This is a genomic window from Pseudomonas sp. HD6422, assembly GCF_025377065.1.
In the GTDB taxonomy this organism is placed as follows: domain Bacteria; phylum Pseudomonadota; class Gammaproteobacteria; order Pseudomonadales; family Pseudomonadaceae; genus Aquipseudomonas; species Aquipseudomonas putida_U.
Genome location: NZ_JAHWIW010000004.1, coordinates 188,196 through 202,242, shown reverse-complemented (window position 1 = coordinate 202,242; position 14,047 = coordinate 188,196). Strand labels below are relative to the sequence as shown.

Below are 14,047 nucleotides of genomic sequence, written 5' to 3'. Positions count from 1 at the left end.
CGCCCGTGATGACGCCTAAGGTATTCAGATAAGCATGGCCCTACTGCAGATCGCCGAACCCGGTCAAAGCCCGCAGCCGCACCAGCGTCGCCTGGCGGTGGGTATCGACCTGGGTACCACCAACTCCCTGGTCGCTGCCGTGCGCAGCGGTCGCAGCGAGCCCCTGCCCGATGCGCAGGGTAATGTCATTTTGCCTTCGGCCGTGCGTTACCTGGCAGGCCATAGCGAAGTCGGCCTGGCTGCTCGCGAAGCGGCACCTACTGACCCGCTCAACACCGTGCTCTCGGTCAAGCGCCTGATGGGGCGCGGACTGGCAGACGTCAAGCAACTGGGCGAGCAACTGCCATACCGTTTCGTCGGTGGCGAGTCTCACATGCCGTTCATCGATACCGTCCAGGGGCCGAAGAGTCCGGTGGAAGTATCGGCCGATATCCTCAAGGTGCTGCGCGAGCGTGCCGAGCAGAGCCTCGGCGGTGAGCTGGTGGGCGCTGTCATCACGGTTCCGGCCTATTTCGACGATGCTCAGCGCCAGGCCACCAAGGATGCTGCGCGCCTGGCCGGCCTGAACGTGCTGCGCCTGCTCAACGAGCCGACCGCCGCGGCGGTGGCTTATGGCCTGGACCAAAACGCCGAAGGTGTGGTGGCCATCTATGACCTGGGTGGGGGAACGTTCGACATCTCCATCCTGCGCCTGACCGCAGGTGTGTTCGAGGTACTGGCCACCGGCGGCGACACGGCCCTCGGGGGTGACGACTTCGATCATGCCATCGCTGGCTGGATCATCGAGCAGGCCGGGTTGTCTTCGGATCTCGATCCGGCCACCCAGCGTCAACTGCTGCAGGCAGCCTGTGCGGCCAAGGAAGCTCTGACCGATGCCGACGCCGTGACCGTCACGCATGGTGACTGGCAGGGCGAGCTGAGCCGCGTGGCCTTCGAGGCGATGATCGAGCCGCTGATCGCCCGTAGCCTGAAGTCCTGCCGCCGCGCTGTGCGCGACAGCGGTGTAGAGCTCGAAGAAGTCGGTGCGGTCGTCATGGTCGGCGGTTCGACCCGCGTCCCACGGGTGCGCGAGGCGGTCGGGGCGCTGTTCGACCGCACCCCGTTGACCTCGATCGACCCCGATCAGGTGGTGGCCATCGGCGCCGCCATCCAGGCTGACACCCTGGCCGGCAATCGCCGTGAAGGCGGCGAGTTGTTGTTGCTCGACGTCATCCCGCTGTCCTTGGGCCTCGAGACCATGGGCGGGTTGATGGAGAAGGTGATTCCGCGCAACACCACCATTCCGGTGGCGCGCGCCCAGGAATTCACCACGTACAAAGATGGCCAGTCGGCCATGATGATTCACGTCCTGCAGGGCGAGCGCGAGTTGATCAGCGACTGCCGATCCCTGGCGCGCTTCGAGCTGCGCGGCATTCCGGCCATGGTGGCGGGTGCGGCGAAGATCCGCGTGACCTTCCAGGTCGATGCCGACGGTCTGCTCAGTGTCGCCGCCCGCGAGCTGGGCTCGGGCGTGGAGGCCAGCATCCAGGTCAAGCCGTCCTACGGCCTGACCGATGGCGAGATCGCCCGCATGCTGAAGGATTCGTTCGAGCATGCCGGCTCCGACAAGCAGGCCCGCCAATTGCGCGAGCATCAGGTCGACGCCGAGCGCTTGCTCGAAGCGGTGCAGGGCGCCCTGGATGCCGACGGCGAACGCCTGCTCAGCGAAGAAGAGCGGATCGCCATCGAGTTCCAGATGCAAGAATTGCGTGATTTGCTGAGCGGCACCGATGGCGCGGCCATCGAGCAACAGACCAAGCGTCTGTCGCAGGTGACCGATGCATTTGCCGCCCGTCGCCTTGATTCGACGGTCAAAGCCGCACTGGCCGGGCGCAACCTGAATGAGATCGAGGAGTAATCGATGCCGCTGGTAACCTTCCTGCCGCATGAGAAGTTCTGCCCAGAAGGGCTGACCGTGGAGGTCGAGCCGGGAACCAATATCCTGGAGTTGGCCCACGAGCACCACATCGAGATGGAAAGTGCATGTGGCGGTGTGTGCGCTTGCACCACTTGCCACTGCATCGTGCGCAAGGGCTTCGACTCGCTTGAAGAAGCCGATGAGCTGGAAGAGGATATGCTGGACAAGGCCTGGGGCCTGGAGGCGCAATCGCGTCTGGCCTGCCAGGTGAAGGTGGCTGACGAGGACGTCACCATCGAGATTCCCAAGTATTCGCTCAACCACGCCGCCGAAGCGCCGCATTGAGGTTTTGTACATGAGTCTGAAATGGGTTGATGTACTTGAGATCGCCATTCAGCTTGCGGAAAGCAAGCCTGAGGTCGATCCTAAATATGTGAATTTCGTCGATTTGCACCGCTGGGTGCTGGCCCTGCCGGAGTTCAGCGACGATCCGTCACGTGGCGGTGAGAAAGTGCTCGAGGCCATCCAGGCGGCCTGGATCGAAGAAGCCGACTGAACGCATTTTGCAGGTTAGGCAATCCCCTGGAACCCGCGTATAATTCGCGGGTTTAATTTTTCGCAACACTCATATTTCTGGAGTTTTCCATGGCTGTTCAACGTACTTTCTCCATCATCAAGCCTGACGCCGTTGCCAAGAACGTCATCGGCGAGATCACCACTCGCTTCGAGAAAGCCGGCCTGCGCGTCGTCGCTTCGAAAATGAAGCAGCTGTCCAAAGCCGAAGCCGAAGGCTTCTACGCTGAGCACAAAGAGCGCGGTTTCTTCGGTGACCTGGTTGCCTTCATGACTTCTGGTCCGGTCATCGTTCAGGTTCTGGAAGGCGAAAACGCCGTTCTGGCCAACCGTGAGCTGATGGGCGCCACCAACCCTAAAGAAGCTGCTGCCGGCACCATCCGCGCCGACTTCGCCGTTTCCATCGACGAGAACGCCGTTCACGGTTCCGACTCGGAAGCTTCGGCTGCCCGCGAAATCGCTTACTTCTTCTCCGCTACCGAGCTGTGCGACCGCATTCGCTAAGCGAGGCAGGTCTTGGGTGATTCCATGAGTGACATGACTGGCAAGATCAACCTGTTGGGCCTGACCCTGCAGGAAATGGAAAAATTCTTCGAGTCCATCGGAGAGAAGCGTTTTCGTGCCGGTCAGGTCATGAAATGGATTCACCACTATGGCGTCGACGATTTCGCCGCCATGACCAATGTCGGCAAGGCCTTGCGCGAAAAGCTCGAGGCCGTTGCCGAGATTCGGGGTCCGGAAGTGGTCAGTGAAGACATTTCCGCCGACGGCACCCGCAAGTGGGTGGTCCGCGTTGCCTCCGGCAGCTGCGTCGAAACCGTCTACATCCCCACCGACGACCGCGGCACCCTCTGCGTTTCGTCGCAAGCCGGCTGCGCTCTGGACTGCAGTTTCTGCTCCACCGGCAAGCAAGGCTTCAATAGCAACCTCACCGCCGCCGAAGTCATCGGCCAGGTGTGGCTTGCGAACAAATCCTTCGGGACCGTCCCGGCCAAGATCGACCGCGCGATTACCAACGTGGTCATGATGGGCATGGGTGAGCCCCTGCTGAATTTCGACAATGTCATCGCCGCCATGAAGATCATGATGGAAGATCTGGGCTATGGCATTTCCAAGCGTCGCGTCACCTTGTCCACCTCGGGCGTGGTGCCGATGATCGACGAGCTGGCCAAGCACATCGACGTGTCTCTGGCCCTGTCGCTGCACGCACCCAACGATGAGCTGCGCAACCAACTGGTACCGATCAACAAGAAGTATCCGCTGAAGATGCTGCTGGAATCGTGCATGGGCTACATGGCGACCCTGGGTGGCAAGCGCGTGCTCACCATCGAGTACACCCTGCTCAAGGATGTCAACGACCAGCCTGAGCATGCTGCGCAGATGATCGAATTGCTGCGCGATGTACCGTGCAAGATCAACCTGATTCCATTCAACCCGTTCCCGCACTCGGGCTACGAGCGGCCGAGCAACAACGCGATCCGTCGTTTCCAGGACCTGCTGCACCACGGTGGTTTCAACGTGACCACCCGAACCACCCGGGGCGACGACATCGACGCCGCCTGTGGTCAGCTGGTCGGCCAGGTCAATGACCGTACCCGCCGCAGTGAGCGTTACATCGCCGTACGCCAGCTGTCCGCCGACGCTGAGCTTCCAGACAGCGCCGTGCGCCACTGAGTCCGGGCCTGCCATGAGCCTGCGCGCTGCGCTGTCGATCCTTGCGCTTTCGCTGCTGGCCGGCTGTGTGTCGGGTGGCGCGCATCATCCCCTGGCCAACAGCCAGGGACGGGCCGAGGCAGGGCGGGCATATGTGCAGTTGGGGCTGGGCTATTTGCAACAGGGTATGACCGAGCAGGCCAAAGCGCCGTTGGCCAAGGCCCTGGCGCTCGAGCCCCGTGATGCCGATGCCCATGCTGCACTTGCCTTGGTCTTTGCCGCCGAAGCAGAGCCGGCGCTGGCCGAATCGCACTTTCGCCAAGCGCTCGCGGCACGCCCTGATGACACGCGAATTCGCAACAACTACGGCAGTTTCCTATATGCTCAGCAGCGTTTCCCCGAAGCTGAGCAGATGTTTCGCCTGGCCAGTGCCGATACCCTGTATCCTGAACGTTCGCGGGTCTACGAGAACCTCGGCCTGACGGCCTTGCGGCTCGATGCCCGCGAGCAGGCACACGCATACCTGACCAAGGCATTGCAACTCAACCCACGGCAGCCCAGGGCATTGCTGGAAATGGCTGAGTTGTCCTTCGAAAACAGGCATTATGTGCCGGCCCGGGATTACTACGATCGTTTCAGCCAGTTGAGCGACCATGGCGCCCGTAGTCTCCTCTTGGGCATTCGCCTTGCCAGGGTGTTCGACGAGCAGGGCACGCAGGCCGAACTGGGCCAGCAATTACAACGACTTTATCCCGGTACGCCGGAATATCAGCAATACCTGTCGGAGCAACGATGAAAGCCGCGCATCCCGAAGTAGCAGCAGCGACTGGCCAGAACCCCGGCGAGCTGTTGCGCCAGGCCCGCGAGAAACGGGATTGGTCGCAAGCCGAGGTGGCCCGTAAGCTGAACCTCACCGTAAGTTCGCTGAACCACGTGGAAACCGGCGCCTTCGACAAGTTGCCGGGGCATACCTTCGCCCGTGGGTACATTCGCGCTTATGCCAAGCTGATGGACATGGACCAGGCGCCTCTGGTTGCCGCCTTCGACCAATACACCGGTACCCATGCCAAGGGCAGCGAGGTGCACTCGCTGGGCCGCATCGAGGAGCCAATGCGGTTGTCGCACAATATCCTGCGTGGCGTCAGCTTGCTGTTGCTGGTCGCCGTGGTGGGGGGTGGTTTCGTTTGGTGGCAGGACCAGGGCAGCCTGCGCGGCAAGGACCTGGCCAAGATGGCTTTGGAACACGTCGAGGTCGAAAGCGCCGACGGCACCACTCAGATTCATCCGCTGGACGAGCCTGAAGACCAGGCAGTGACTGCTGGCCAGCAGCCCGAAGCCGCTCCGTTGCCGCTGGAATCGAACAGTGCCGCGCAGGCTGATGGCACCTCCAGCGAAGCGGCGCCTGCGGCCGAGGTCGATACCGCTGCGAACCCTGGCAACCCTGCCAGCGTGACCTCGGCACCTGCACCCGTGGAACCGTCGGCCCCGGCATCTGCGCCGGCCACTCCGGGCGTTTCGGAACCGGCTAGCGCACCGTCTGCCAACGCCGTTGCCACCGAGGCCATGGTGCCTGCCGGCAGCGGCAAGGTCGCGATCCAATTCACTGCCGATTGCTGGACCCAGGTCACCGACGGCAACGGCAAGGTGCTGTTCAGCGGCATCAAGCGCAAGGGCGATAACCTGGACCTGACCGGCAAGCCACCGTTCGCGGTGCGCTTGGGCTTCGCCCGCGGCGCCCAGGTCAGCTACAACGGCCAGGCCGTCGATGTCGCCCCGTTCACCAGTGGCGAGACTGCTCGCCTGAAGTTGGGACAGTAAGTCATGCACGGCGAATCTCCGATCAAACGTCGCGAATCCCGCAAAATCTGGGTCGGCAATGTGCCGGTGGGTGGCGATGCCCCCATCGCGGTGCAGAGCATGACCAACACCGACACCAACGACGTGGCGGCCACCGTGGCGCAGATCCAGCGTCTGGTCGACGCCGGTGTCGACATCGTGCGCGTCTCGGTGCCGGACATGGACGCGGCCGAAGCCTTTGGCCGCATCAAGCAACAGGTCAGCGTGCCGCTGGTTGCCGATATCCATTTCGACTACAAGATCGCATTGCGCGTGGCCGAACTGGGCGTCGACTGCCTGCGCATCAACCCGGGCAACATCGGCCGCGAAGACCGCGTGCGCGCGGTAGTCGATGCCGCACGCGACCGCGGCATCCCGATTCGTATCGGCGTCAATGCAGGCTCGTTGGAAAAGGACCTGCAGAAGAAGTACGGCGAACCGACCCCGGCGGCATTGGTCGAGTCGGCCCTGCGCCATGTCGAGCACCTCGACCGCCTGGACTTCCAGGACTTCAAGGTCAGCGTCAAGGCCTCCGACGTGTTCATGGCCGTCGAAGCGTACCGCCTGTTGGCCAAACAGATCGTGCAGCCTCTGCACCTGGGTATCACCGAAGCGGGCGGCCTGCGTTCGGGAACGGTGAAATCCGCCGTCGGCCTGGGTATGCTGCTGGCCGAGGGGATCGGCGACACCATTCGCATCTCTCTGGCCGCCGATCCGGTCGAGGAAGTGAAGGTCGGCTACGACATCCTCAAGTCGCTGCACTTGCGCTCGCGAGGAATCAACTTCATCGCTTGCCCGAGCTGCTCGCGACAGAACTTCGACGTGGTCAAGACCATGAACGAGCTGGAGGGGCGCCTGGAGGACCTGCTGGTACCGCTGGACGTCGCGGTCATCGGTTGCGTGGTCAACGGCCCGGGTGAAGCCAAGGAGTCCCATGTGGGCCTGACTGGCGGTACGCCGAACCTGGTCTACATCGACGGCAAGCCGTCGCAGAAGCTGACCAATGACAACCTGGTCGATGAGCTGGAAAAACTCATCCGCCAGAAAGCGGCTGAAAAGGCCGAAGCCGACGCGGCGCTGATCGCCCGTGGCTGACACACAGATTCGTAAGGACATTTCGTGAGCAAATCGCTGCAAGCCATCCGTGGCATGAACGACATCCTGCCCGAGCAGTCACCCCTGTGGCGCTATTTCGAGGGCACCGTGGCCGGCCTGCTGGATACCTATGGGTACAGCCAGATCCGCACCCCGATCGTCGAGTTCACCGAGCTGTTCAAGCGTTCGATCGGTGAAGTCACCGACATCGTCGAAAAAGAGATGTACACCTTCGAGGACCGCAACGGCGACTCCCTGACCTTGCGCCCCGAAGGTACCGCCGCCTGCGTGCGCGCCGTGCTCGAGCACGGCATCACTGGCAACGGCCAGGTGCAGAAGTTGTGGTACATCGGCCAGATGTTCCGCCACGAGCGCCCGCAGAAGGGGCGCTATCGCCAGTTCCACCAGATCGGTGTCGAAGTGTTCAACCTCGACGGACCGGACATCGATGCCGAACTGATCATGCTCACCTGGCGCCTGTGGGGCTTGTTGGGCATCCAGGATGCGGTGAAGCTCGAACTCAACAGCCTGGGCACCAGCGAGGCCCGTGCGCGTTATCGTGATGCGCTGGTCGAGTTCCTCTCGGCGCGTCTGGAGCAGCTCGACGAAGACAGCCAGCGTCGCCTGAAGAGCAACCCGCTGCGTATCCTCGACAGCAAGGACCAGGGCACCCAGGCGGTGCTTGTCGACGCGCCGAAGCTCGAAGACTACCTGGACGAGGATTCGCGTGCACACTTCGCCGGCCTCAAGGCACGCCTGGACGCCGCTGGCATTCCGTTCGTGATCAACACCAAACTGGTGCGCGGCCTGGACTACTACAGCAAGACCGTGTTCGAGTGGGTTACCGACAAGCTGGGTGCCCAAGGCACGGTATGCGCTGGCGGCCGCTATGATGGTCTGGTCGAGCAAATGGGCGGTAAACCGACGCCGGGCGTAGGTTTCGCCATGGGTATCGAACGTCTGATCCTGCTCTTGGAGACCCTGGACAAGGTGCCCGAGTCGATCAACCGCCAGATCGATGTTTACCTGTGCGCCTTTGGCGAACAAGCCGAGCTTGCCGGTCTGCGCTTGTCCGAGAGCCTGCGCGACCGTCTGCCGGGCCTGCGCCTGGCGGTCAATGCCGGCGGTGGCAGTTTCAAGAGCCAGTTCAAAAAGGCCGACAAAAGCGGAGCGCTGTTCGCCCTGATCCTCGGTGACGATGAGCTGGCCAAGCAAGAGATCGGCCTGAAGCCCCTGCGCGGCCAGGGCGAACAACAGAACATTGCCTGGGATGCTCTGGCTGAGCACCTGGAAACCGCGATCGCTCAAGCGTAACGCGGTTCAACAAGCGAATAGGCGAAAAGGAGTATTGGGGTGTCGAGTACTGATGATGATGAACTGGCAGGGATCAAGGACTGGTGGAGCCGCAATGGTAAGCCGCTGCTGACTGGCGCGCTGCTGGCAGGTGTGGTGGTGCTGGGCTGGAACACCTGGCACAAGTACCAGAACAACCAGTCGCAAGGTGCCTCGCAGCTGTACCAGGCCCTGTTGGAAACCAGCCTGACGCCAAGCGGCCAGCCTGATGCGACCAAGGTCGCCGAGCTGTCCGGCAAGCTCAAGAGCGAGTACGGCGGCACCGCTTATGCCCAGTACGGCAGCCTGTTCGTAGCCAAGGTCGCGGTCGAGACCGGCAAGCTCGATGACGCCGCCGCCGAGCTCAAGGGCGTGCTGGACAAGCCGGCCGACGTGACCCTGGGTGAGATCTCGCGTCAGCGTCTGGCTCGTGTGATGGCCGCGCAGAACAAGGCCGAAGACGCACTCAAGCTGCTCGACGGTGACACCGACAAGGCTTTCCTGGCCAGTCGCGAAGAATTGAAGGGTGACCTGCTGGTACAGCTCGGTCGTACCGACGATGCCCACAACGCCTATGAAAAAGCCAAGGCTGCGCTGTCGGATGACGCCGCGGTCGGTGGCCTGCAACTGAAGCTGGACGACCTTGCCAAAGGGGACGCGTGACGTGATCGGTTGGAAACAAGCAGCAGTGCTGACCCTGGCCGTTCTGGCCGCAGGTTGCAGCAGCAACAGCAAGAAGGAACTGCCACCGGCCGAGCTGACCAAGTTCACCGAGGAAGTCGTGCTGAAGAAGCAGTGGAGCCGTTCGATCGGTGATGGCCAGGGCGAGACCTACAATACCCTGGTGCCGGCGATCGAGAACGACCGCATCTACGCCTCCGACGTCCATGGCGATGTCTATGCCCTTGATCGGGTCACCGGCAAGGTGGTGTGGAACAAGGACCTGGACCTGCCGGTATCCGGAGCTGTCGGCGTAGGCTACGGCCTGCTCATGCTGGGTACCCTCAAGGGCGAGGTGATCGCCCTCGATTCCAGCACCGGCGAGGAGCGCTGGCGCTCGCGTGTCACCAGTGAGGTGCTGGCGCCGCCGGCCACCAATGGTGACGTGGTGGTGGTGCAGACCCAGGACGATCGCCTGATCGGCCTGGACGCCACTACTGGCGACCGCCGCTGGATCTACGAAAACACCCCGGCAGTGCTGACCCTGCGTGGCACCGGCGCGCCGATTGCCACCAACCGCCTGGCCGTCGCCGGTCTGTCCACCGGCAAGGTGGTGGCCGTCGACATCAACAACGGCGTCCCGGTGTGGGAGAGCCGCGTGGCGATTCCACAGGGGCGCTCCGAGCTCGATCGTGTAGTCGACATCGATGGCGGCCTGCTGCTGTCCGGTGGCACCCTGTACGTCAGCACCTACCAGGGCCGGGTCGCCGGCCTGGACCTGGAAAGCGGTCGGGTGCTGTGGCAGCGCGATGCATCCAGCTACGTGGGTGTCGCCCAGGGCTTCGGCAACGTCTACGTCAGTGAGGCCAGCGGCACGGTCGAGGGCGTCGATGAGCGGTCCTCCAGCGCACTGTGGAGCAACGATTCGATGGCCCGTCGCCAGCTGACTGCCCCGGAAGTGTTCTCCAGCTACGTGGCAGTAGGTGACTTCGAGGGTTACCTGCATCTGCTCAGCCAGGTCGACGGTCGTTTCGTCGGTCGTGAGCGGATCGACAGCGATGGGCTGCGCGCCCGGCCCCTGGTGGTGGGCGACACCATCTATGTCTTCGGCAACAGCGGCAAGCTCGAGGCACTGACCATCCGCTGAAGCTATGCTTGAGGCCTTGGCGGGCTTCAAGCTGCGGCGTAGGACACGCCGCACGAACTCCGGCCGCTGCCTTGCAGCGGCCTTTGCATTTTCTAGAATTCAAGAGTGGAGAGCCGCATGGTTCCCGTAATCGCCCTGGTGGGACGGCCGAACGTCGGCAAATCCACCATGTTCAACCGACTGACCAAGACCCGCGATGCCATCGTCGGCGACCTGTCGGGCCTGACCCGTGATCGCCAGTATGGCGATGCCTCCTGGCAGGGTCGTTCCTACATCCTGATCGACACCGGTGGTATCACCGGCGATGAAGTCGGCATGGACGAAAAGATGGCCGAGCAGTCGCTCATGGCCATCGAAGAAGCCGACTACGTACTGTTCCTGGTCGACGCCCGCGCCGGTATGACCGCCGCCGACCAGATGATTGCCGAGCACCTGCGCAAGCGCAACAAAGAAGCGATCCTGGTCGCCAACAAGATCGACAACATCGATGCCGACGTCGCTCGCGCTGAGTTCTCTCCGCTGGGCATGGGCAACGCCATTCCGGTGGCGGGCTCCCAAGGCCGTGGCATCAACGCCTTGATGGAGGCCGTGCTCGGCCACATTCCGCGTGACGCCGAGGAAGAAGCGCTCGACGAAGAGGTCGCCGAAGGCGAGGAAGCGACGCGCATCCCGGGTCCGAGCGAGAAGGATGGCATCAAGATCGCCATCATCGGTCGCCCGAACGTGGGCAAGTCGACCTTGGTCAACCGCATGCTCGGCGAGGAGCGTGTGGTGGTCTACGACCAGCCCGGTACTACCCGCGACAGTATTTACATCCCCTTCGAGCGCGATGGCGAGAAGTACACCTTCATCGACACCGCAGGCGTGCGCAAGCGCGGCAAGATCCACGAGGAAGTTGAAAAGTTCTCGGTGGTGAAGACCCTGCAGGCGATCAAGGACGCCAACGTGGTGATCTTCGTCATGGATGCCCGCGAAGGGGTGGTCGACCACGACCTCAACCTGCTCGGTTTTGCCCTGGAAGCCGGCCGTGCCATCGTCATTGCCCTGAACAAATGGGACGGCATGGAGCCGGGCGAGCGTGACTACGTCAAGACAGAACTGGAGCGCCGGCTGTTCTTCGTCGACTTTGCCGATATCCACTTCATTTCGGCTCTGCACGGCACAGGCGTCGGGCATCTGTACAAGTCGGTGCAGGCTGCGTTCAAGTCGGCGGTCACCCGCTGGCCGACCAGCCGTCTGACGCAGATCCTCGAGGACGCGGTCAGCGAGCACCAGCCGCCGTTGGTCAACGGTCGTCGCATCAAGCTGCGCTACGCGCACCTTGGCGGGGCCAACCCGCCGCTGATCGTGATCCACGGCAACCAGACCGACAAGATTCCGAAGTCGTACTCGCGGTACCTGGAAAACACCTACCGTCGCGTGTTGAAGCTGGTCGGTACGCCGATCCGCATCGAGTACAAGGGTGGCGAGAACCCCTACGAGGGCAAGAAGAACACCCTCACCGATCGCCAGGTCAACAAGAAGCGTCGCCTGATGTCGCACCACAAGAAGGCCGAGAAGAAGCGCCGCGACAAGCGCTGATTTCGTGTCGACCTCTCCGCGGGTTCGCCCGCGGAGAGGCTCTTTGATTCAACGCAATCACTCATTGTTTCAACCTTTTTCCTGACTGCTCGATCCGCTATGCTCGGACTCCCCCGTGCCGGATCCACCCCAGGAAAGAGGGCTCCATGATTCGCAGCAAACTGCCGAATGTCGGCACGACCATCTTCACCACCATGTCCCAGCTCGCCGCGCAAACCGGCGCGCTCAACCTTTCCCAAGGTTTCCCCGATTTCAACGGCCCGCAAGCATTGCTCGATGCGGTTGGCCGACACGTCGCCGCAGGGCATAACCAGTACGCACCAATGACTGGCTTGCCGGCCCTGCGCCAGCAAGTGGCGGCCAAGGTCGAGCGCTTGTATGGCGCAAAGGTTGACGCCGACCAGGAGGTGACCATCACCCCAGGTGCCACCGAAGCGATCTTCTGTGCCATCCAGGCGGTGATTCAGGCGGGTGACGAAGTGATCGTTTTCGACCCTTGTTACGACAGTTATGCGCCCTCGGTGACCCTGGCTGGCGGACGCTGCGTGCATGTGCGATTGAGCGATGGCGATTTTCGCATCGACTGGCAGGCGTTCAGCGATGCGCTCAGTCCGCGCACACGCATGGTCATTCTCAACTCGCCACACAACCCCAGCGGGGCACTGATCACCCGCGAAGACCTTGATCAGCTCGCGCGGCTGATTGCCGATCGCGATATCTATTTGATCAGCGACGAGGTCTACGAACACCTGGTGTACGACGGCGTGCGCCATGCCAGCGTGCTGGCCCACGCCGAGCTGTTTGCCCGCGCCTTCGTGGTTAGCTCGTTCGGCAAGACCTACCACGTGACTGGCTGGAAGACGGGCTATGTGATCGCGCCAGTGGCCCTCAGCGCCGAGCTGCGCAAGGTGCACCAATACGTCAACTTCTGCGGTGTCACACCCTTGCAGTGCGCGCTGGCCGATTTCATGGCCGAGCATCCGCAGCACATCGACGAGCTGCCGGGCTTCTACCAGGCCAAGCGCGATCTGTTCTGCGACCTGCTGGAAGACTCGCGTCTGCGCTTTACCCGCACGGCGGGTACATACTTCCAGCTGGTGGATTACTCGCAGATCCGCCCAGACCTGAACGACGTCGACATGGCCCTGTGGCTCACGCGTGAGCACGGCGTGGCGACCATCCCGGTGTCGGTGTTCTACCAGCAACCCATTCCTGAGCAACGCCTGGTGCGCCTGTGCTTTGCCAAACGAGAGGAGACGCTGCGTCAGGCGGCGGAAAAACTATGCGCGATCTGAGCCAACTGCCCAATCTGAAAATCGCCCTGGTGCAGACCACTCTGGCGTGGCACGACCGCGAAGCCAACCACGCGCACTTCGAGGTGCTGCTCGAGCAGGTCGGTGACGTTGACCTGGTGATTCTCCCCGAGATGTTCACGACGGGGTTCTCCATGGAGTCCGAGCGCCTGGCGGAGCCTGAGAATGGTCCGACCTACAAGTGGCTGAAGGCCCAGGCAGCGAAGGTCGGTGCGGTGATCACTGGCAGCCTGATCGTCCAGGCAGCGGATGGCAGTCATCGCAACCGCCTGTTGTGGGCACGCCCGGATGGCGAGATCCTGTTTTACGACAAGCGTCACCTGTTCCGCATGGCCGGTGAGCACAAACACTACACCCCAGGCGAACGTCAGGTGCAGTTCGAAGTCAAGGGCTGGCGCGTGCGTCCGTTGATCTGCTACGACCTGCGCTTCCCGGTGTGGAGCCGTGACGCGCAAGACACCGACCTGCTGCTGTACACCGCCAACTGGCCGGCAGCGCGCCGTCAGCACTGGAATCGGCTGTTGCCGGCACGGGGCATCGAGAATCTGTGCTATGTCGCGGCGGTGAATCGGGTGGGCACCGATGGCAAGGGCTTCGCCTACTCCGGCGACAGCCAGGTACTGGACTTCCAGGGCGAGAGCCTGTTGAGCGCAGGCGAGGCGGATGGGGTGTTCACAGCGGTGCTGAGTGCGGCGGACCTGGCCAGCTATCGGAGCCGGTTCCCGGCCAACCTGGATGCCGATATCTTCGAGCTGCACTGAGCCACTACCGGCCTCTTCGCGGGACAAGCCCGCTCCCACAGGATCTCCACAGCCCTTTAATTCTGTGGGGTACCTGCGGGAGCGCAGGCGAGGCGGATAGGGTGTTTACAGCGGTGCCGATACCTTCGAGCTGCACTGGGACACTACCGGGCTCTTCGCGGGACAAGCCCGCTCCCACAGGATCTCCACAGCCCTTTAA

At 62.6% G+C, this 14,047-nt stretch carries 14 protein-coding genes; all 14 read left to right on the top strand.

What is annotated here, in order from left to right:
• The first annotated feature begins 34 nt into the window (after positions 1-34).
• The 14 genes from hscA to KY379_RS04360 all read left to right on the top strand — a co-directional run bounded on the left by hscA (position 35) and on the right by KY379_RS04360 (position 13,848).
• Positions 35-1,897, top strand: coding sequence for a Fe-S protein assembly chaperone HscA (gene hscA, locus KY379_RS04425; RefSeq protein WP_261239087.1), 1,863 nt, complete (start codon positions 35-37; stop codon positions 1,895-1,897).
• A 3-nt stretch (positions 1,898-1,900) separates the two neighbouring features.
• Entirely contained in the window at positions 1,901-2,242 is a 342-nt protein-coding gene (fdx, locus tag KY379_RS04420; protein WP_133326499.1) for an ISC system 2Fe-2S type ferredoxin, read from the top strand.
• A 10-nt stretch (positions 2,243-2,252) separates the two neighbouring features.
• On the top strand, positions 2,253-2,453 hold the full coding sequence (gene iscX, locus KY379_RS04415) for a Fe-S cluster assembly protein IscX (RefSeq protein ID WP_133326497.1): 201 nt from the start codon (positions 2,253-2,255) through the stop codon (positions 2,451-2,453).
• Between the two features lie 89 nt (positions 2,454-2,542).
• Entirely contained in the window at positions 2,543-2,974 is a 432-nt protein-coding gene (gene ndk / locus KY379_RS04410) for a nucleoside-diphosphate kinase (protein ID WP_013971021.1), read from the top strand.
• Between the two features lie 24 nt (positions 2,975-2,998).
• A complete protein-coding gene (gene rlmN / locus KY379_RS04405; RefSeq protein ID WP_133326495.1) occupies positions 2,999-4,144 on the top strand; it encodes a 23S rRNA (adenine(2503)-C(2))-methyltransferase RlmN in 1,146 nt (381 codons plus the stop codon).
• Positions 4,145-4,157: 13 nt separating this feature from the next.
• A complete protein-coding gene (gene pilW, locus KY379_RS04400) occupies positions 4,158-4,919 on the top strand; it encodes a type IV pilus biogenesis/stability protein PilW (protein WP_133326493.1) in 762 nt (253 codons plus the stop codon).
• Positions 4,916-5,941: a RodZ domain-containing protein gene (locus KY379_RS04395; RefSeq protein ID WP_261239084.1), complete on the top strand. Its 1,026-nt coding sequence runs from the start codon at positions 4,916-4,918 to the stop codon at positions 5,939-5,941. Before pilW ends, KY379_RS04395 begins: the two co-directional genes overlap by 4 nt.
• A gap of 3 nt (positions 5,942-5,944) precedes the next feature.
• A complete protein-coding gene (gene ispG / locus KY379_RS04390; protein WP_133326488.1) occupies positions 5,945-7,054 on the top strand; it encodes a flavodoxin-dependent (E)-4-hydroxy-3-methylbut-2-enyl-diphosphate synthase in 1,110 nt (369 codons plus the stop codon).
• 24 nt (positions 7,055-7,078) lie between these two features.
• A complete protein-coding gene (hisS, locus tag KY379_RS04385) occupies positions 7,079-8,368 on the top strand; it encodes a histidine--tRNA ligase (protein ID WP_261239082.1) in 1,290 nt (429 codons plus the stop codon).
• A gap of 39 nt (positions 8,369-8,407) precedes the next feature.
• Positions 8,408-9,049 (top strand): tetratricopeptide repeat protein, encoded by a 642-nt coding sequence (locus tag KY379_RS04380; RefSeq protein ID WP_133326484.1) that lies wholly within the window; start codon positions 8,408-8,410, stop codon positions 9,047-9,049.
• A gap of 1 nt (position 9,050) precedes the next feature.
• On the top strand, positions 9,051-10,193 hold the full coding sequence (gene bamB / locus KY379_RS04375) for an outer membrane protein assembly factor BamB (protein ID WP_133326482.1): 1,143 nt from the start codon (positions 9,051-9,053) through the stop codon (positions 10,191-10,193).
• A 117-nt stretch (positions 10,194-10,310) separates the two neighbouring features.
• Positions 10,311-11,774 carry a ribosome biogenesis GTPase Der gene (der, locus tag KY379_RS04370; RefSeq protein WP_133326480.1) on the top strand — a complete coding sequence of 488 codons (1,464 nt, stop codon included), beginning with the start codon at positions 10,311-10,313 and terminating at the stop codon, positions 11,772-11,774.
• A gap of 146 nt (positions 11,775-11,920) precedes the next feature.
• Positions 11,921-13,069 (top strand): pyridoxal phosphate-dependent aminotransferase, encoded by a 1,149-nt coding sequence (locus KY379_RS04365; RefSeq protein WP_133326478.1) that lies wholly within the window; start codon positions 11,921-11,923, stop codon positions 13,067-13,069.
• Positions 13,057-13,848: an amidohydrolase gene (locus KY379_RS04360; RefSeq protein ID WP_133326476.1), complete on the top strand. Its 792-nt coding sequence runs from the start codon at positions 13,057-13,059 to the stop codon at positions 13,846-13,848. Before KY379_RS04365 ends, KY379_RS04360 begins: the two co-directional genes overlap by 13 nt.
• Positions 13,849-14,047: the final 199 nt, after the last annotated feature.